We start from the raw sequence: 18,143 nt of genomic DNA on the forward strand, positions 1-18,143 counted from the left end.
GCATCACGGCAGGGGCGTCGAGAGGTTCAGGAAGACGCCGCGCTGTCGTTCGCTCACGCCGTCGTAGGGGTGGCTGGAAATGCTCAGGCCGTAGCGCAGCGTGAGCTTCGGGCCCAGGTTCCAGCGGTGCTCGTAGCGCAGGCTCCACAGCGGGCCGCTGCCGAAGCCGGCCTGCCGGTAGCTGCCGCCGCTGAGCTCGACGGCCTGGAAGAACTGGCGGTCGTCGCGCTTCCAGTTGAGCCATTGCGCGCGCACGCCGAGCTGCACGCTGGTGTCGCTCGACGGGTTGAAGTAGGGCGCGTCGATGGCGCGGCCGCGCCCGGTGTCGGCGGCGAGCTGCGTTTCCAGCTGGAAGCGCGGCCCGCTCACCCAGCGCTCGCGCCAGCCGAGCCCGAGCCCGTTGCGCAGGTTGCCGTCGCTGAAGTCCAGCCGCTGCCATTTCAGGTCGAAGCGGCGCGACTCGTTGACCACGTAGCCCACGCTCGCGCCGGCCTCGTGCGCGCCGATGCCGGCCACGCGCGCCTTCCACGGCAGCTCCTTGCTGTCGCCGTCGTAGCTGGCCGACAGCCGCCAGGCGTCGCCGGCGCGGTAGTCCACGCGGGCGGCCACGCTGTTGCGGTAGGGGCCGGCGTTGGCGTGCTGCAGCGCGCCTTCGGCCAGCCAGCGCCCGCGTTGCCAGCCCAGGCCGAGGCCGCCGCGGGCCCAGCCGGCGTTGCCGATGTCGGTGTTGCCGCGGCCCAGCGACTGGTCGTAGAACACGCGCCACTGGTCGTCGATGAGGCCGGAGCTCAGCCGGCTGTCGACGCGCCACTCGCGCCCGGCAATGGCCGCGCCGCCGGACGATGCCTCGGCGTCGACGTCGAGCCGCGCGCCGACGAGGGCGCGCCGGCGGCGCTGCATGTCGCGCACCGCGACCGCGTCGGGCGCATCGGCGTCGAGTGCTTCGGCGCGGCGGCGGGCTTCGCCGAATTCACCGGCGTCGAGCAGCGCCTCGACATGGCCGGTGCGCGCGCCGATGTCGTACGGCTCGTCGGCGGCCTGCGCCTCGTAGCGCGCGAGCGCGGCCTCGGGGTGCTCGCGCAGGCGTTCGGTGAGGGCCGCGCCGGTGGCATAGCCGGCGTTCAGCGGCGCCTCGCGCGTGAGCACCGAGAACGTGCGCTGCGCGAGCGCGGGCCGGTCGGTGTAGAGCTGTGTCAGGCCGCGCAGGCCGCTCACGTCGCTGTACTGCTCGTTGGGGCGGCCGGCTTCGGGCGTGAGGCGCAGCAGCGCGGGCGTGCTGCTTTCCAGCCGCTGCAGCAGCGCCTCGGCGTCCTCGAAGCGGCCGATGTCCTGGTAGGCGTAGACCAGGCCGAAGTAGAGCGGGTCGGGCATCGGCAGGTCGGCGCCGCCCTTGGCGATGGCGGCTTCGTACAGCGGCACGGCCTCGGCCGAGCGGCGCTGCTGCGCGAAGGCGCGCGCGGCGGCGCCCAGCGCGTGGGGCGGCAGTTCGGTGCCGGCGGCGTGCATCGCCTCGTAGAGCGCCACGGCGTCGGCGGGGCGGCCGCGTTCGACCAGCGCCAGCAGCCGGTCGGAGAGCAGCCGCACGCGCAGCGCGCGCCATGCGCCGGCATCCGCGTCGGAAGACGGCGCTTTCAATGCCGCCGCGTCGGCGCGGGCCAGCGCGGCCTGTTGACCGTCCAGCACGCGGTCGAGCGCCACCACGCGCTGCGCGCCGAGGCGCTGGTCGCGCTCCTGCACGGCCCAGCGCAGCTGCTGCGCCAGCGCTTCCTGCTGCAGCGTGGACAGCGCCAGCGGCGAGAAGCTGCCGGGGTTCGCGCGCTCGGCCGCTTCGGCGTCGGTGAAGGCGCTGGACGCGGCGCCGGCGCTCGAGAGCAAGAAGTCGGCCTCGCGGCGCAGGTCGAGGCGATCGGGCCGCAGCGCGCCGGCCTCGGTGTAGGCGGCGAGCGCCTGCAGCGTGTCTTGCCCGGCGCGCGCGACGGCGGCGCGCAGTTCGAGCAGCGCCACGCGGTCGTCGGTCTGTTGCACGGGCGTGGAGGCGAGTGCGCCGTACAGCGCCTTGGCGCTTGCGACGTCGCCGCTGTCGAGCCGCCAGTAGGCCTCGTGGAAGCGCGGCTCGCGCGCGGCGGGTTGCCGTGCGCGCCAGAGCTTCACGGCCTCGCCCTGCAAGCCCAGGTCGTGCGCGCGGCGCGCGGCGAGGGCGAGCGGGCCCAGGGCGTAGTCGTTCAGGCCGGCCGGCGGAAACCGGCGGGCCAGCGCCACGGCCTCGGCGAACTGGCCGTCGGCCGCGGCCATGGCAATGGCGTCGGAGGCCACGCGGCGGCGCGCGCGCTCGTCGAGTGGGCGGGCGCCGGCCGGTGCCGCGAGCCAGTCCTTCAACTGCTGCAGCGCCTGCGCGGGCGTGACGCGGCCTTCGCGGCGCGCGGCGATCAGCGCATCGTGGCGCTGGGCGTCGTAGCCGGCCGCGGCGGCCTGGCTGGCCGCATCGACTGCATCGACCCCAGGCACCGACGGCTGCGCCAAGGCTGCCGACGTGCCGAAGGCCAGCACGCAGACGATCGGCGCCCATCCCCAGGCCATGCCGGCGGGGCGACGAGGCAACGGACAGGCGAGCGCCGATCTGCGCCCGGCTGTGACCGTGCCTCCAGTTTTTTTCTTCTGGATGAACACACTGCTCCCTTTGACCACGCACTTGCGCCGGGCGCGTGACAACACCCGTGCAAGCCGAGCCTCCGTTCCATGGGGCTGGACACGAGGCTCTGAAAATTGAGTTTGGCGACTCTAGGCAGAAGTGTTAACAATGGCAAACCAAAGTGCCAAGATTCATGCGTATGTGTGAACAGGTGCGCGGTTTTGATGCCGCCGTGGGGCCCATTCGCCAAACAACCGCTGCCGTGCCGGGCCTCGTTCGGCCCACTAAGATCGCGCGATGAACGCTCCAACGGCCCCCTTGCCCCGCTTCTGGTCCCAGCTCACCACGCGCGATTTCGCGTCGCTCGACGCGGCGGCGACCGTGGCGGTGCTGCCGCTGGGCGCGACCGAGCAGCACGGCCCGCACCTGCCGCTGGGCGTGGACACCGTGCTGGCCGACGGCATCGTGGCCGCGTCGCTGCCGCTGCTGCCGGCCGGCCTCCCGGTGCTGTTTTTGCCGACCCAGCAGATCGGCCTGAGCCCCGAGCACGCGCGTTTCGCGGGCACGCTCACGCTGTCGGCCGAGACGCTGATCCGCATGTGGAACGAAATCGGCGCCGGCGTGGCGCGCGCCGGCGTGAAGAAGCTGGTGCTGTTCAACGCGCACGGCGGCCACGTGGGTGCCATGGACATCGTGGCGCGCGAGCTGCGCGCGGCGCACGGGCTCATCGTCTACAGCGTGAGCTGGTTCAACCTGCCGCTGGGCGACGCGGGCGCGCGGTTCAGCGCGCAGGAACACCGCTTCGGCGTGCACGCGGGCGAGATCGAGACCTCGATGATGCTGGCCCTCACGCCGCAGCTGGTGCGCATGGGCGAGGCGAAGGATTTCAGCTCGACCTCGCAGCAGCGCTCGGTGGACTACGCGATCCTGGGCAACGGCAAGAGCGCCAAGCTCGGCTGGGCGATGGAGGACTACAACGCGCACGGGGCCGCCGGCAACGCGGCCGCGGCCACGGCGGAGAACGGGCGCGCGGTGGTGGATGCGGCTGCGCAGCAGCTGGCCTTGCTGCTGGCGGAAGTGTCCAGCTTGCCGCTGAGCACCGCGAATACGGCGCCGCTGCCCTGATCCGCGAATTCGTCCCCGAATTCAGGAAGGCTTGCTTCCCAGCACGCCCGCGAACATGTCAGAGTCGACATTGCCCCCGCTCACGCTGATGCCCACCGTCTTGCCGCGCCAGCGTTCCTGCTGCTGAAGCGCGGCCGCCAGCGCCGCGGCGCCCGCGCCCTCGGCCACGTTGTGCGTGTCGCTGAACAGGATGCGCATGGCCTGCGCGATCTCGTCGTCGGTGACCATGACCACGTCGTCGGCCTCGCGCCGGATCACCTCGACCGACTCGGGCACCGGCGTGCGGCACGCCATGCCGTCGGCCAGCCGGGTGCTGACGGGCGACTCGACCGGCTTGCCGGCAAGGAACGAATCGCGGTACGCCGTGGCATGCGCCGACACCACGCCGATGAGCCGGGTCGACACGCCGCAATGCGCGCGCGCCGCGGCCGCCGCGGCGAAGCCGGAGCCCAGGCCGATGGGCACGAACATCACGTCGGGCGGCGTGCCCGACAGCGCCTCGAAGAACTCCACGTACGCCGTCGACACGCCGCGCACCAGCTCGCGGTGGAACGAGGGCACGCGGTGCAGGCCGTCGCGCTCGGCCAGCAGCGCCGCGTGTTCGGAGGCCGCCTGGAAGTCGTCGCCGTGCTCGACCAGCGTGACGCCCAGCGCGCGCATGGCGGCGTTCTTCTCGGTCGAGTTGCCGTGCGGCACCACGATGGTGGCCGCCAGCCCATGGCGCCGCGTGGCGAAGCCGACCGACTGGCCGTGGTTGCCGCGCGTGGCGCTGATGGCGTGGCGCACCTCGGGGTGCTCGCGCGCCAGCGTCTCGAAGTAGGTGAGGCCGCCGCGGATCTTGAAGGCGCCGGCCGGCGTGTGGTTCTCGTGCTTGGCCCACACGGTGGCGCCCAGGCGCTGCGACAGCAGCGGCCAGGCGTACTGCGGCGTGGAGGGCATGGCCGCGTGCACGGTGCGCTGCGCGGCTTCGATCTCTTGGCGGGTGAACTTCATCGGATGGCCCTTGTCCTTCCTTGCACTTACTTGCGTTCGGTCAGCGCGACGCGCACGGCCAGCGCGGCCAGCACGCTGCCCATGATGTAGCGCTGCGCGCGCAGCCAGCCGGCGCTTTGCGACAGCACGGCCGTGATGCTCGCGGCGCCGAGGATCATCACCGTGTTGACCGCGGCGCTGGTCGTCATCTGGGCGATGCCCAGCTGCATGCTCTGCAGCAGCACCGAGCCGCGCTCGGGGTGGATGAACTGCGGAAAGAACGAGAGGTAGAACATCGCCACCTTCGGGTTCAGCAGGTTGGTGAGAAAGCCCATGCGAAACAGCTTGCCCGGCGGATCGGCCGGCAGCGCGCGCGCCTCGAAGGGCGCATTGCCGCCGGGCTTGACCGCCTGCCACGCGAGCCACAGCAGGTAGGCCGCGCCGGCCATGCGGATCGCGTCGAACGCCAGCGGCACGGCCAGCAGCAGCGCGGTGAGGCCGAGCGCCGCCGCGAACAGGTGCACCAGGAACGCCATCAGCACGCCGCCCAGCGAGATGAGCCCGGCGCGCCGGCCCTGGATCAGCGTGCGCGAGACGCAATAGATCATGTTCGGCCCCGGCGTGAGCGCCAGCAGCAGAGAGGCCAGGGCGAACCAGGCGATTTCGGTGAGGCTCAGCATGGTCAGAGTCCTTTGGATTCGAGCGTGACGGGGCCGCGCGGCGTGTCGAGCACGGCCACGAGGTTGGGCGGGCCGGCATCGACCGGCATGTCGCTCATGCCGATGGCCGACAGCGCGGCCGCCAGCGCCGGGGCGCGCGGGTGCGCGGCACGCAGCGCGCGCATCGCCAGGCCCGACTCGGGCATGGCGTCGGTGGGGTGCACGGGCCCCCACTGGATCAGCGTGGGCAGCGCGCCGTAGAAGAGGCGCTGGCCGTCGTCGCGCAGCGTGATCTGCCACTCGAGCCGGCCGGCCGGCGTGTCGCGCGAGGCGGCGACCAGGTGGCCGCGGTCGATGTGGGCGTGCTCCTCGTGCGCCAGGGCGTGGGTGGCCGCCTGCGCGTCGGGCACGCGGGCCACGAAGTGGATCAGCCGCGGGCCGCGCTGCGCGAGCGCGGCCTGCAAGGCGGCGTCGTCGAGGTCGAACCAGCGGTGCGTCCTGGGGCGCGACGGCCGCTTGCCGGGCTCGATGGCGATGATCTCGAGGTAGGCCGCCGGAAAGGCGTCGCTCGCGATGTTCAGCAGCCGGTTGTGCGTGCCCATCAGCGGGTGCGCGCCGCCCGGCCCCGGCGCGACGCCGAGGGTGGCTTCGCACCACGCCACGCCCTCGTCGAGCGAGGCCGCGGCAATCACGAGGTGGTCGAGCTGCGCGTGCATGGTGCGGTGGTTTCCTTGTGGTGGCTGGCGGGCTGGCGGGCTGGCGGGCTGGTGGGCTTGGTTTGTGGCCTACAGCGTGACGTGGCCGTCGACGCAGGTCACGGCGTCGCCGCCGACCCAGATCCGTCCTTCGGCGTCGCGCTCGATGTACACGCGGCCCGCGCGGCCCAGGCACTGGCCCTGCGCGGCGAGGTAGCGCTCGGGCATGTGGCCGTCGGCGATCAGCCATTCGGCCAGGCTCGCGTTCAGGCTGCCGGTGACGGGGTCTTCCTGCACGCCGATGGGTTCGGCGAAGGCGCGCACCTCGAGGTCGATCTTCGCGCCGTCGTCGTTGGGCGTGGCGGGGCGGTTGCCGAAGGCGCGCGCCTCGCGGTTCGAGCGGCCGATGAGCAGCGAGGTGTCGTGCGCCGCGGGCACGCCCGCCACGCCGGCCTTCACGCCGAGCTCCTTCAGCGCGCGGTGGTCGGGCTGCAGCGCGAGCACGGCGTCGGCGTCGTTCAGCAGCAGGCCGAACCAGACCGGGCCGTTGTCCAGCACCTGCGCCGCAATGACCTGCTGCGCCTTCAGGCCCAGCGCGCCGGCCACCTTGGCCAGCAGCGCGGGGCTGGGGGCGCTGCGCTTGAGCGGCGGCGCGGCGAAGGCCAGGCGGCTGCCCTCGCGCCGCAGCGGCACCAGGCCGGCGCCGCACTGCTGCACCACCTGGCCCGCGGCCTTGGGCTTGCCGCCGGCCTGCAGCCACGCATGGCAGCTGCCGATGGTCGGATGGCCGGCAAAGGGGAGCTCGCCGCCGGGCGTGAAGATGCGCACGCGGTAGTCGGCGCCCGGGTCGGTCGGCGGCAGCAGGAAGGTGGTCTCGGACAGGTTGGTCCACTGCGCGAAGCGCTGCATGGCGGCGTCGTCGAGGTCCTGGCCGTCGATCACCACCGCGAGCGGGTTGCCGTAGTAGGCGGTGGCGGTGAAGACGTCGACTTGCTTGAAGGGGCGGGATTTCATGGGGATCATTCGAGGGAAAGGTCGAGCACGCCGCGCGTGCCCGGGCGGGACAGCAGTTCCGAATACCAGCGCTCGAGGTTCGGCCAGTTCGGCCGGCGGTATTCGGCGCCGGGCAGGCCGAACCAGCGGTGCGCTTCGCAGCCGATCGGGATGTCGGCCATGGTGAAGCGGTCGCCGCCGATGTAGGCGCGCTTGGCGAGGTGCGCGTCGAGCATGGCGAACAGCGCCTCGCTCTCGCGCACCGAGGCGTCGATGAGCGCGAACTGGCGCTCCGCCGGCGGCGTGCGCACCCACTGGACGAAGGCGTCGCGGCTCGCGCGGTTGAGCGAGGTCTGCTGCCAGTCCATCCAGCGCTCGGCGTCGAAGCGCGCGGGCAGCTCGCTCGGGTAGAAGATGCCGTGCGAGTGCCTGGCGCAGAGGTAGCGCACGATCACGTTCGACTCCCACAGCACGACCCGCTCGGCGCCTTCGCCGTCGTCGATGGCGGGCACCATGGCGTTCGGGTTCAGCGCAAGGTATTCGGGCGTCTGCACCACGCCGAACTTGCCGCCGGCCTCGGTGCGCTGGAAGTCGAGCCCGAGCTCCTGCGCGCACCACACCACCTTGCGGACGTTGATCGAGCTGATGCGGCCCCAGATGTTGAGCATGGACAGTTTTCCTTTTCTTTATGGATTCGTTGCGTCGACTTACGCCGCCATGACGCGCGCGGTGCCCGACACGCGGATGGAGCTGCCGGCCGTGGGCGAAATGTCGGCATGCAGCTTCGACAACATGCCCATGTCTTCACCCTGCACCACGTCGATGGCGCCGCCGTGCGGCCATCCGAGGTCGCGCAGGTAGCCGGCCAGTGCCGCCGTGGCGGCGCCGGTCGCGGGGTCTTCGTAGACACCGCCGGACGCGAAGGGGTTGCGCGTGTGGAACAGCCGCGGGGTCTCGGCATGCACGAGGACCATGGTGGCGAGCCCGGCACCGGTCATGAGCTTGCGGCCGGCCTCGAAGTCGTAGGCCATGGCGGCCAGCCTGGCGCGGCTTTTCAGCGCCAGCACCACGTGGTCGGCGCCGCCGTGGATCAGCGCGAGGGGAATGCGCGGGTCGAGGTCGCCGGGGGTCAGCGCGAACAGGGCCATGGCGGCGGCGGTCATTTCGGGCGTGGCTGCGGCGCTGCGCGTGGGGGGCGACTGCAGTGCCGCCGCGATCACGCCGCCGTCGCGCCGGCCCTCGACCGTGATCTGCGCGTGGTTGATGGTCAGCGGGAACACGCCGTCGCCGTGCTGCATTGCGAGCGCGGCGCCCAGCGCGATCGTCGCGTGGCCGCAGAACGGCACTTCGGACTGCGGCGAGAAGTAGCGCACGCGCCAGCCGCTGGCGTCGCCAACGTCGTCTTTGATGCGCGTGGCAAACACGGATTCGGAAAAGCCGACTTCCGTGGCGGTGGCCTGCATCTGCGCCACCGTGGGCAGTGCGTCCGCGATGACGACGCCGGCGGGGTTGCCGCCCGTCTCGCCATGGGAGAAGGCTGCGATCTTCAGAACGTTCATGGGCGCCTTTTCAGCGGGGAAAGCCGGGAGAGCTGGAAGAGGGGCGGTCGAGAAAGAGCAGGCGCACGGCCAGCCCCAGCATCACGGCGGCCAGCAGGCCGCTCTGGAAGCGCGCCGCGCCGGGGCGCTCGTGCAGCCAGCGGCCGACCTGCCCGCTGCACGCGCCCAGCAATGTGTTGAACGCCAGCGCGGCCATCGACAGCACCACGCCGAGCTGCACCAGCTGCAGCGGCACGCTGCCGCGCGAGGGGTCGACGAACTGCGGCAGGAACACCATGAAGAACAGCAGCGCCTTCGGGTTGACCAGGTTGTTCAGCAGCGCCATGCGCACGATGCGCCCGAAGCCGGCCGGCCTGGCCTGCGCACCCGCGCGAAGCCCGCCGCCATGGCGCAAGGCCTGCACCGCGAGCCACACCAGGTACAGCGCGCCCGCATAGCGCAGCAGGTCGAACGACGGCGGCCAGGCCGCCACCAGCGCGGTGACGCCGGTGGCCGCGAACAGCGTGTGCACCAGGTCGGCCGCCGAGATGCCCAGCGCGGCCGCAAAGCCGCCGCGCGGGCCGTGGGCCACGCCGTGCGACAGCACGAACGCCATGTTCGGGCCCGGCGACAGGAACAGCGCCAGCACCGCGAGCAGGAAGAGCGAAAGTGTGGCGAGGCCGATCAAGGAAGGCTCCTGGCGTGGGGCGTGATTCGCTGTGGTCGAACTCAGATCTGCGCGGCAGCCAGCTGCTTGTCGCCCAGCAGCACCAGCTCCTCGCGCAGCGTCTGCGCGAGCGCGGCGATGGCGATGTCGATCTGCTCGACGCTGGCCGTCACGAACGACAGGCGCAGCGTGCGCGGGTCGCCTTCGCCGGCGTAGAACGGCGCGCCGGGCACGAAGGCCACGTTGCGCTCCACCGCCTTGGGCAGCAGCGTGACGGTGTCCACGCCCTCGGGCAGGCGCGCCCACAGGAACATGCCGCCCTTGGGCGCGTTGAACTTCACATCCAGGCCCTTCATCTCGCGCTGGAGCGCGGCGATCATGGCGTCGCGCTGGCTCTTGTAGAGCGCGCGGATGGTGGGCACGTGGCGGTCCAGGAAGCCGTCCTTCATGACCGACGACACCATGCGCTGCGTGAAGATGGGCGTGTGCAGGTCGACGGCCTGCTTGGCCTGCAGCAGCTTCGGGTAGATCGACTTGGGCGCCACCAGGAAGCCCAGGCGCAGGCCGGGGGCCAGCACCTTCGAGAACGAGCCCAGGTAGATCACGCCTTCGGGGTTGCGCGCGGCCAGCGGCAGCGGCGGGGCTTCGTCGAACCAGAGCTCGCCGTAGGGGTTGTCCTCGACGATCGGCAGGTTCGCGGCGGCAGCGGCGGCCGACACGGCGGCGCGGCGCTCCTCGGTCATGGTGCGGCCGGTGGGGTTCTGGAAGTTGGGCAGCAGGTACACGAAGCGTGCGTCCTTGGCCTTGGCCACGAGGTCCTCGACCACCACGCCGTCGTCGTCGCTGGCCACGCCCACGGGGTGCGGCTCCATCGGGCCGAAGGCCTGCAGCGCGCCCAGGTAGGTGGGGGTCTCCACCAGCACCTTGCTGCCCGGATCGATCAGCACCTTGGCCACCAGGTCGAGGCCTTGCTGCGAGCCGGTGGTGATGAGCACCTGCGAGGGGTCGACGTTCCACGGCAGCATGTCGGCCACGGCCTGGCGCAGCGGCGCGTAGCCTTCGCTGGCGGCATATTGCAGGGCGGCCTGGCCGTCGGTGTGCAGCACTTCGGCGCAGGCGTCGGCGAAGGCCTGGATCGGGAAGGTCTTGGGCGAGGGCAGGCCGCCGGCCAGGCTGATGATGCCGGGGCGCTCGGTGACCTTGAGGATTTCACGCAGCACCGAGGGGTTCATCTTTGCGGCGCGGGCGGCGAGTGTCCAGTTCATGGGGGTCTTCTTTCAGGCGGTGAGGTGAGAGTCGGGTAGGAGCGTACAGGCGGATCGCGGAGGCCGGTCCGCCCGGAGATCGCCACGGTACACAACCTGGATTTTGTTGCCGTCCGGGTCGCGCAGGCAGGCGCCGTAATAGCCCTGGCCGTAGCGTGGGCGGGGGCCCGGCGCGCCTTCGTCGAGGCTGCCGTGGCGCAGGGCCGCCTCGTGGGCGGCGGCTACGGCAACGGGAGAGGCCGCGTCGAACGCGACCATGCTGCCGTTGCCGGCGCTGGCGGGTTCACCGTCCAGCGGGTTGTGCACATGGAAGCGCGGGAGCGCGTGCCCTGGCGCGGTCTGGCAGGCGGCCTCGGGGCCGGCGTCGGGCACGACGGGGCGGCGCGCCAGGCCCAGCGGCGCCGGCACGGCGTCGCAGGAGGTGTCGCAGAAGGCGTCGCAGAAGGCGGCGGCGCGCGGCAGGTCGGTACTGCCGACGGTGACGTGGCTGAACATCAGCCTCTCCTGGGCGCGGCGGCGCCTGCGCTTGAGGCAGCAGGGGAGGCGCTGTTGGCCGCCGGCTGCGACAGGCGCTTGCCGATCACCACCGTGGCCACCACGGCGATGGCGAAGCCCAGCGTCACCAGGTCCAGCGGCTCGCCCAGGATCGGGATCGACGCCAGGATCGACAGGAAGGGCTGCAGCAGCTGCGTCTGGCTCACGCGCAGCGCGCCGCCCAGGGCCAGGCCGCGGTACCAGGCGAAGAAGCCGATCCACATCGAGAACATGCCCACGTACACGAAGCCCAGCCACGACGAAGTGGCCACCGGCTGCGTCGGCCACAGCGCCAGCGTGGCCGGCAGCGTGAACGGCAGCGCCATCACGCAGACCCAGCAGATCACGCGCTCGGCGCCCAGCGACGGCGTGACCTGCGCGCCGTAGATGTAGCCGAACGAGGCCGCGATCACCGCGCCCACCAGCAGCAGGTCGGCCCACTCGAAGCCGAAGCCGAAGCCGTGCCCGGTCTGGCTCGCGCGCAGCACCGAGAACACCACCACCAGCAGGCTGCCCGCGACGGCGCACAGCCAGAAGCCCAGCCGCGCGCGCTGGTGCAGCACCCAGGCCGCGACGGCGGCCGTGACCAGCGGCAGCAGCGCCGTCACCACCGCCGCGTGGCTGGCCGTGACCACGCGCAGCGCGTAGGCCAGCAGCAGCGGAAAGCCGATGCAGTTGCCCAGCACCGCCACGCCCAGCGACTTCCACTGGTGCGGGGCCGGCCGCGGCGAACGCGTCACCAGCAGGAAGATGGCCGACAGCACGCCCGCCAGCGCCGCGCGCCCGAGCGTCACGAACCACGGCGAGAGCTGGGGCGCCTCCTGCGAGCCGGTGGCCAGCCGCGTCATGGGCAGCGTGATGGCGAACATGGCCACCCCGACCACGCCGAGCCACATGCCCAGCGTCTCGTCCTTGATGTCGAGCTTCATACGCTCACCATCCACCACGCGGTGAGCACCAGCACCAGGCCCATGGCGCGGTTGAACCACAGCAGCCGCGCGCCCTTGGCGAGCCAGTCGCGCAGCAGCGCGCCGACCAGCGCATAGGCGAAGTTGCTGGCGAAGGCGTAGACCAGCATCACCGGCGCGACGATGGCGAAGCGGCCGAGCGCGTCAGGCTGGCCGGCGATCCAGCCCGCCACCAGCGTGAGCGCCAGCAGCCAGGCCTTGATGTTCACGAACTGCAGCATCACGCCCTGGCCGAAGCCGACCGACAGGTTCGCGCCGTCGGCCTTGCCGAGGGTGCCGCTGCCGCTGAGCTTGTAGGCGAGCCACAGCAGGTAGCCGATGCCCAGCGCCTTGATGGCCACCCGCAGCGCGGGCACCGCGACCACCAGCGCGCCGATGCCGGCGGCGCTCAGCGCCAGCAGCAAGGTCCAGCCGATGGGCACGGCGAGCACGAAGCGCATGGCGCGCGGCAGGCCGCCGTTGGCCGCCAGGGCGGTCGAGAGCGTGGTGTTGGGTCCGGGCGAGAAGCTCATCGCCGTGGCCAGCACCAGCAGCGCGGTGAATTCTTGCCAGTTCATGACACACACTCTAAACTTGCGACCATTACAGTGCCAGTACAGATAGTCGAACAATCACGGAATCTGTATTGGTCAATCCTGCGGCACAGAGCCCACAAGGCTTTTCCGGAGCACTTGAACGCATGCTGACACGCACCTCCACCCAGTCGCTCACCGGGCAATTGGCCGACCGCCTGGCCGAACGCATCCGCACGCGGCTGCTGCCGCCCGGCGCCCGCCTGCCCTCGGTGCGCGAGTGCGCGCGGCAGCAGGGCGTCAGCCCGTACACCGTGGTGGCGGCCTACGACCAGTTGCTGGCGCAGGGGCTGGTCGAGGCGCGCCGGCAGCGCGGCTTCTATGTGCGGGACTCGGCGCCGATACAGGAGGGCCGTTCGAACAACGGCGCAGAGCCCGGCGGCGTGAGCGGCATGCCGGCGGCGATGGCCGTGCAGATGATGGCCTCGCGCGTGCCGGCCGACGCCAGCTCGCTGATCCGCAGCATGTTCCACCGCCCGAGCGACAAGCCGCAGCCCGGCATGGGCGTGTTCCCGCCGGACTGGATGGCGTCGACCTTCATGCCCACGGCCGTGCGCCGCATGACCAGCACGGCGGCGCTGCAGGAGCTGTCGCTGCAGTACGGCGAGCCGTCGGGCGACATGAGCCTGCGGCGCAGCCTGTCGCAGAAGCTGGTGGGCATCAACGTGCCGGCCTCACCCGACCAGATCGTGACCACCATCGGCGCCACGCATGCGCTGGACATCGTGAGCCGCACGCTGCTGCGCGCGGGCGACCCGGTGATGGTCGAGGAGCCGGGCTGGGCGCTGGAGTTCGCGCGGCTCGAGGCGCTGGGCATGCGCATCCTGCCGGTGCCGCGGCGCGCCGACGGGCCCGACCTGGAGGTGATGGCGCAGTACTGCGCGCTGCACCAGCCGAAGCTGTTCGTGAGCGTGAGCGTGCTGCACAACCCGACCGGCTACAGCCTCACGCCGGGCAGCGCGCACCGTGTGCTCCAGCTGGCCAACGCGCATGACTTCCACATCGTCGAGGACGACACCTACAGCCACCTCGCGCCCGAGCACGCCACGCGCCTGAGCGCGCTCGACGGGCTGCAGCGCACCATCTACGTGAGCGGCTTCGCGAAGATCATCGCGCCCAACTGGCGCATCGGCTTCCTGGCCGCGGCGCCCGCGCTGAAGGAGCGGCTGCTCGAAACCAAGCTGCTGGCCACGCTGACCTCGCCCACGCTGTTCGAGCGGGCCTTGTCGTGGTGCATCGACCAGGGGCAGCTGCGCCGGCATTCGGAGCGCGTGCGCATCCGGCTCGACGGCGCGCGCGGGCGCTCGGTGAAGCTGGCCATCGCGCACGGCTGCACCTTCGCGTCGGAGCCGGCGGGGCTGTTCGGCTGGGTCGACACCGGCGTGGACACCGACGCGCTCACGCAGCGCATGCTCGACCAGGGCTACCTGCTGGCGCCGGGCTCGCTGTTCCATGCGCGCCGCCCGCCCAGCACGATGATGCGGATCAACTTCGCGACCTCGCAGGACGCGACCTTCTGGAAAGTCTTCAGCAAGGTGCGCGGCGAACTCTGACGGCCGCGAAAACCCCGGGGCCTTGGAGTAAGCTGGCAACACAAGAAAACCCACCCCGGAGACCTGCCGCATGAGCAACACCAGCAAGCCCTTCGACTTCAGCCAATTCGTTCCCGGATTCGACTTCCTGAAGAACCTTGCCGGCGGTGCCGCCGCAGGCGCCGGCACCGGCTCGGTGCCCGGCATTCCCAGCCTGGCGAGCTGGGTGGCGCCCACGCTGAGCGTGGAAGAAGTCGACAAGCGCATCCAGGAACTCAAGACCGTGCAGTACTGGCTCGAGCAGAACGGCCATGCGCTGAAGGCGACGATCCAGGCGCTCGAGGTGCAGAAGATGACCTTGTCGACACTGCGCGGCATGAACGTGCGCATGGAAGACATCGCCAGCGCGTTCACCAAGCAGGCGAGCGCGATGGCGCCGGCGCCCGCCGCGCCGGAGCCCGAGGAGGTCGAAGAGGTCGAGGAATTCGAAGAGGTCGAGGACGAGGCGCCCGAAGAGGAAACGCCCGCGCCGAAGAAGCCGCGCGCCAGGGCGTCGGCCGGTGCCAAGGCCGGCGGCGCCGGCGTGGTCGACCCGATGCAATGGTGGGGCTCGCTCACCGAGCAGTTCCAGCAGATCGCCAGTTCGGCGCTGCAGGACGCGGCCCAGCTGAAGGTGCCCGCCATGGCGCAGCCGCTGGCCGACGTGGTCGGCCAGGCGATGGGCAGGCCCGCCGCGGCGAAGAAGGCCGCGCCAGCCAAGACCGCAGCCAGGACCGCCGCTAAGAAGGCGGCCGCCACGCCGGCCGCCAAGAAGAAGACCGCGACCGCCGCCCGCAAGCGAACCTCCGGCCGGCGCTGACGTCATACACACATATTTTCCGAAGAGAACGGGTTGGCACGCATCATGAAGTTGTTTCCCACCGGCCATGCCACCCATCCGCAATGGCGCATGGCGGCCGGCCTCGTGCTGGCCCAGTTGCGTGCGCAGATGGCACTGCCCGACTACGCGTCGTCGCCGACGCTCGGGCTGCTCTACATCACCGACCACTATGCGAGCGACGCGCAGGACATCCTCGACCACCTGAGCGCCGAGCTGCCCGAGGTCACCGACTGGTCGGGCACCGTCGGCATCGGCGTGTCGGCCAACAACGCCGAGTATTTCGACGAGCCCGGCATCAGCCTGATGCTGTGCGCGCTGCCCAGTGACCAGTACCGCGTGTTCTCGGGCGTGGCGCCGCTGGGCAACTCGGAAATGAGCGGCTTCGAGGCGCACACCGCGCTGGTCCACGCCGACCCCGCAACGCCCGACCTGGCCGAGCTGATCGGCGAGATGGCCGGGCGCACCGACACCGGCTACCTGTTCGGCGGCCTGACCTCGGGCCGCGGCAGCGCGCTGCAGTTCGCGATCGGCGGCAACGGCAACATCCGCGGCCACGGCGCGGCGGGCGGCGTGTTCTCGGGCGGCTTGTCGGGCGTGGTGTTCGGCGAGGGCGTGCGGCTGGTGTCGCGCGTCACGCAGGGCTGCCAGCCGCTGCGCTCGGGGGCGGGGCGCCAGCGCGAGATCACCGAGGCCGACGGCAACCTGCTGCTCAGGCTCGACGGCGAACCGGCGCTCGACGTGCTGCTGGCCGACCTGCAGGTGTCGCTCGAGCGGCCGCAGGAAGCCATCGACGCCGTGCGCAATACGCTGGTCGGCCTGGCCGACGCGGGCAGCGACGGCATCCGCCGCACCGGCGACCTGGGGGCCGACGTGCTGGTGCGCCACATCATCGGCCTGGACCCCACGCGGCGCGGCATTGCCATTGCCGACACCGCCGAGGCCGGCATGCGGCTGACCTTCTGCCGCCGCAACACGCAGGCCGCCCGGGCCGACCTGATGCGCATCTGCGCCGAAATCCGCGAAGAGCTGGAGCCCGAAGAACAGACGCTGGCCACCGCGCGCGCCGTGGCCGCTGGCGAGGCCGAGGCCGCGCCGCACCCCGCGCGGCGCATTGCGGGCGCGGTGTATGTAAGCTGCTCCGGCCGCGGCGGCCCGCACTTCGGCGCGCCGGGCGCGGAATTGCAGATCGTGCGGCACGCGCTGGGCGACGTGCCGCTGGTCGGCTTCTTTGCCGCGGGCGAAATCGCGCGGCACCATCTGTATGGCTATACCGGGGTGCTGACGGTGTTCACCAGCAACGACTGAGCGAACGCCGGAGGCCGGCCATCAGGCCATCAGGCCATCAAGCCATCAAGCCATCAAGCCGTCAGGCCGGCTGCAGCACGCGCGGCTGCGGTGCCGGCATGCCGGTGAACGCGAAATCGACCTCGGGCGCCAGCCCGCTCACGATGCGCGCGATCGACTTGCCCGAGCCGCAGGCGTGGGTCCAGCCGAGCGTGCCGTGGCCGGTGTTGAGGAACAGGTTCTGCAGCTTCGTCTTGCCGATCAGCGGCACGTTGCTCGGCGTGGCGGGGCGCAGGCCGGTCCAGAACTGGGCCTGCGTGGTGTCGCCGGCGCCGGGGAACAGCGCTTCGACGCGGTGCACGATGGCTTCGCAGCGCACCTGGTTCAGGTCGCGGTCGTAGCCGTTGAGCTCGGCCGTGCCGGCGATGCGCAGGCGGTCGCCGGACTCGGACGTGTAGCGCGAGAACACGAGCTTGAACTCGTCGTCGGTCAGCGAGACCTGGTGGGCCTTGGAGGCGTCTTTCACGGGCAGCGTCACCGAATAGCCCTTGGCCGGGTAGATCGGCAGCCGGATGCCCAGCGGTGCGGCCAGCAGCGGGCTCAGCGAACCCATCGCCATCACGAACGCGTCGCCGCGGATGCGCTGGAAGCGGCCTTCGTTGTCGGTGGCTTCGACGTGGTCGATCTTGCCGCCGGCTTCGCGCAGCGCGGTGATGGTGTGGCTCATCAGGAACTTCACGCCGGCCGCCGCCGCGAGCTTGCAGAGTTCGCGCGCGAAGCGGTTGGCGTCGCCGGATTCGTCTTCGGCCGTGAAGGTGGCGCCGGCCAGCTTCGGGCGGATGTGGGCGAGGGCGGGCTCGATCTTCACGGCCTCGTCGGCCGAGATGACCTGGCGCTCGCAGCCCAGGGCGCGCATCTGCTCGGCGGGGGCAAGGGCGCCGTCGAATTCCTTCTGCGTCGTATAGAAGTGCAGGATGCCCTGGGTGCGCTGGTCGTAGGCCAGATGGGTGTCGCGACGCAATTGCTGCAACATGTCGCGGCTGTATGTACCCAAACGAACGATCTGCTCGATGTTGTGGCGGGTGCGCGCCGGGGTGCATTCGCGCAGGAACTGCAGGCCCCAGAGCCACTGGCGCATGTCGGCGCGGATACGGAAGAGCAGCGGGGCGTCCTCCTTGCCCAGCCATTGCAGCACCTTGAGCGGTGCGCTGGGGTTGGCCCAGGGTTCGGCATGGCTGACCGAGATCTGCCCGCCGTTGGCGAAGCTGGTTTCGGCGGCGGGGGTGGCCTGCCGGTCGATCACGGTCACGTCGTGGCCGAGTTGCTGGAGGTAGTAAGCCGAGGTCACGCCGAGCAGGCCGGCGCCAAGAACGATCACGCGCATTTCAAGTACCTTTGAGGTTGCAGCGCTTGAACGACGGGCGTGGTGTGCTATTGAATCAATAGCAGGCAACCGGACGGCCGTGTCCAAGTTGCCGCTCCCCCTGTCCTCGGTACCTGAGAGATTCACCCGCTGCGCCCGCAGCGGGTTTGCTCCTTCGGTGCGTCACGGCCATGAAATGGCGTGGCGGCTCTCCAGACGGCGTTTCAGTTGATGCAGTACTGACCCCTTGCCGAAATCCTCCATCGGGACTTCGTCGGGCCGACCTGAGCGTTTATGGGAGTTTGCGCCTTCGGTAGGGCCACCGGGGTGGCCCGCTCTCCTGCAGTGTGGCCGATTGTAAACACGGCCTGAAGTGAACGGTAACGCCTTGTGTTTCGGCCTGTCGGCCCAATGGGATAATCGCCAGTTGATTTGCCGCAGGGCAATTGCTTCAAACACAGGGGACC

At 71.1% G+C, this 18,143-nt stretch carries 17 protein-coding genes and 2 riboswitches; of the genes, 4 read left to right on the plus strand and 13 right to left on the minus strand.

Annotated features, from left to right (window positions below; all coding sequences use genetic code 11):
• Positions 1–3: 3 nt before the first annotated feature.
• On the minus strand, positions 4–2,577 hold the full coding sequence (gene pgaA, locus BM004_RS00350) for a poly-beta-1,6 N-acetyl-D-glucosamine export porin PgaA (protein ID WP_093210553.1): 2,574 nt from the start codon (positions 2,575–2,577) through the stop codon (positions 4–6).
• A gap of 349 nt (positions 2,578–2,926) precedes the next feature.
• On the opposite strand from pgaA, the gene BM004_RS00355 reads away from it, so the two are divergent.
• Positions 2,927–3,754: a creatininase family protein gene (locus BM004_RS00355; RefSeq protein ID WP_093210555.1), complete on the plus strand. Its 828-nt coding sequence runs from the start codon at positions 2,927–2,929 to the stop codon at positions 3,752–3,754.
• A 21-nt stretch (positions 3,755–3,775) separates the two neighbouring features.
• Here BM004_RS00355 and BM004_RS00360 read toward each other — a convergent pair whose 3' ends face one another.
• From BM004_RS00360 to BM004_RS00410, 11 genes are all read right to left on the minus strand, one after another.
• Positions 3,776–4,747 (minus strand): threonine dehydratase, encoded by a 972-nt coding sequence (locus BM004_RS00360; protein ID WP_093210557.1) that lies wholly within the window; start codon positions 4,745–4,747, stop codon positions 3,776–3,778.
• Between the two features lie 26 nt (positions 4,748–4,773).
• Positions 4,774–5,406, minus strand: a complete 633-nt coding sequence (locus tag BM004_RS00365; RefSeq protein WP_093126579.1) for a LysE family translocator — start codon at positions 5,404–5,406, stop codon at positions 4,774–4,776.
• A 2-nt stretch (positions 5,407–5,408) separates the two neighbouring features.
• A complete protein-coding gene (locus tag BM004_RS00370) occupies positions 5,409–6,101 on the minus strand; it encodes a VOC family protein (RefSeq protein ID WP_093210559.1) in 693 nt (230 codons plus the stop codon).
• Between the two features lie 69 nt (positions 6,102–6,170).
• Positions 6,171–7,094 carry a PhzF family phenazine biosynthesis protein gene (locus tag BM004_RS00375; protein ID WP_177206287.1) on the minus strand — a complete coding sequence of 308 codons (924 nt, stop codon included), beginning with the start codon at positions 7,092–7,094 and terminating at the stop codon, positions 6,171–6,173.
• A 5-nt stretch (positions 7,095–7,099) separates the two neighbouring features.
• Positions 7,100–7,741: a glutathione S-transferase gene (locus tag BM004_RS00380; RefSeq protein ID WP_093210561.1), complete on the minus strand. Its 642-nt coding sequence runs from the start codon at positions 7,739–7,741 to the stop codon at positions 7,100–7,102.
• Between the two features lie 39 nt (positions 7,742–7,780).
• Complete coding sequence (locus BM004_RS00385; protein WP_093210564.1) at positions 7,781–8,632, minus strand: PhzF family phenazine biosynthesis protein; 852 nt, start codon at positions 8,630–8,632, stop codon at positions 7,781–7,783.
• A gap of 10 nt (positions 8,633–8,642) precedes the next feature.
• Positions 8,643–9,299, minus strand: coding sequence for a LysE family translocator (locus BM004_RS00390; protein WP_093210566.1), 657 nt, complete (start codon positions 9,297–9,299; stop codon positions 8,643–8,645).
• 41 nt (positions 9,300–9,340) lie between these two features.
• Positions 9,341–10,543 carry an aminotransferase-like domain-containing protein gene (locus BM004_RS00395; RefSeq protein ID WP_093126562.1) on the minus strand — a complete coding sequence of 401 codons (1,203 nt, stop codon included), beginning with the start codon at positions 10,541–10,543 and terminating at the stop codon, positions 9,341–9,343.
• 12 nt (positions 10,544–10,555) lie between these two features.
• Entirely contained in the window at positions 10,556–11,038 is a 483-nt protein-coding gene (locus BM004_RS00400; protein WP_093210568.1) for a VOC family protein, read from the minus strand.
• On the minus strand, positions 11,038–12,006 hold the full coding sequence (locus tag BM004_RS00405; protein WP_093210570.1) for a DMT family transporter: 969 nt from the start codon (positions 12,004–12,006) through the stop codon (positions 11,038–11,040). Before BM004_RS00405 ends, BM004_RS00400 begins: the two co-directional genes overlap by 1 nt.
• Positions 12,003–12,602, minus strand: coding sequence for a LysE family translocator (locus BM004_RS00410; RefSeq protein ID WP_093210572.1), 600 nt, complete (start codon positions 12,600–12,602; stop codon positions 12,003–12,005). The genes BM004_RS00405 and BM004_RS00410 overlap by 4 nt, the downstream gene beginning before the upstream one ends.
• Before the next feature lie 122 nt (positions 12,603–12,724).
• Here BM004_RS00410 and BM004_RS00415 point away from each other — a divergent pair, with 122 nt between their 5' ends.
• The 3 genes from BM004_RS00415 (at position 12,725) to BM004_RS00425 (ending at position 16,334) form a co-directional block, all read left to right on the plus strand.
• Complete coding sequence (locus BM004_RS00415; protein ID WP_093210574.1) at positions 12,725–14,170, plus strand: aminotransferase-like domain-containing protein; 1,446 nt, start codon at positions 12,725–12,727, stop codon at positions 14,168–14,170.
• Positions 14,171–14,240: 70 nt separating this feature from the next.
• Positions 14,241–15,008, plus strand: a complete 768-nt coding sequence (locus BM004_RS00420) for a PhaM family polyhydroxyalkanoate granule multifunctional regulatory protein (protein WP_093126548.1) — start codon at positions 14,241–14,243, stop codon at positions 15,006–15,008.
• A 45-nt stretch (positions 15,009–15,053) separates the two neighbouring features.
• Positions 15,054–16,334, plus strand: a complete 1,281-nt coding sequence (locus BM004_RS00425) for an FIST signal transduction protein (protein WP_093211929.1) — start codon at positions 15,054–15,056, stop codon at positions 16,332–16,334.
• 61 nt (positions 16,335–16,395) lie between these two features.
• On the opposite strand, the gene BM004_RS00430 is transcribed toward BM004_RS00425, so the two are convergent.
• A complete protein-coding gene (locus tag BM004_RS00430) occupies positions 16,396–17,697 on the minus strand; it encodes a D-amino acid dehydrogenase (protein WP_093210576.1) in 1,302 nt (433 codons plus the stop codon).
• Between the two features lie 90 nt (positions 17,698–17,787).
• A riboswitch (glycine riboswitch) is annotated at positions 17,788–17,902 on the minus strand.
• 36 nt (positions 17,903–17,938) lie between these two features.
• A riboswitch (glycine riboswitch) is annotated at positions 17,939–18,029 on the minus strand.
• Between the last annotated feature and the right edge of the window lie 114 nt (positions 18,030–18,143).

This window comes from Variovorax sp. OK212 (assembly GCF_900112425.1).
In the GTDB taxonomy this organism is placed as follows: Bacteria; Pseudomonadota; Gammaproteobacteria; order Burkholderiales; family Burkholderiaceae_C; genus Variovorax.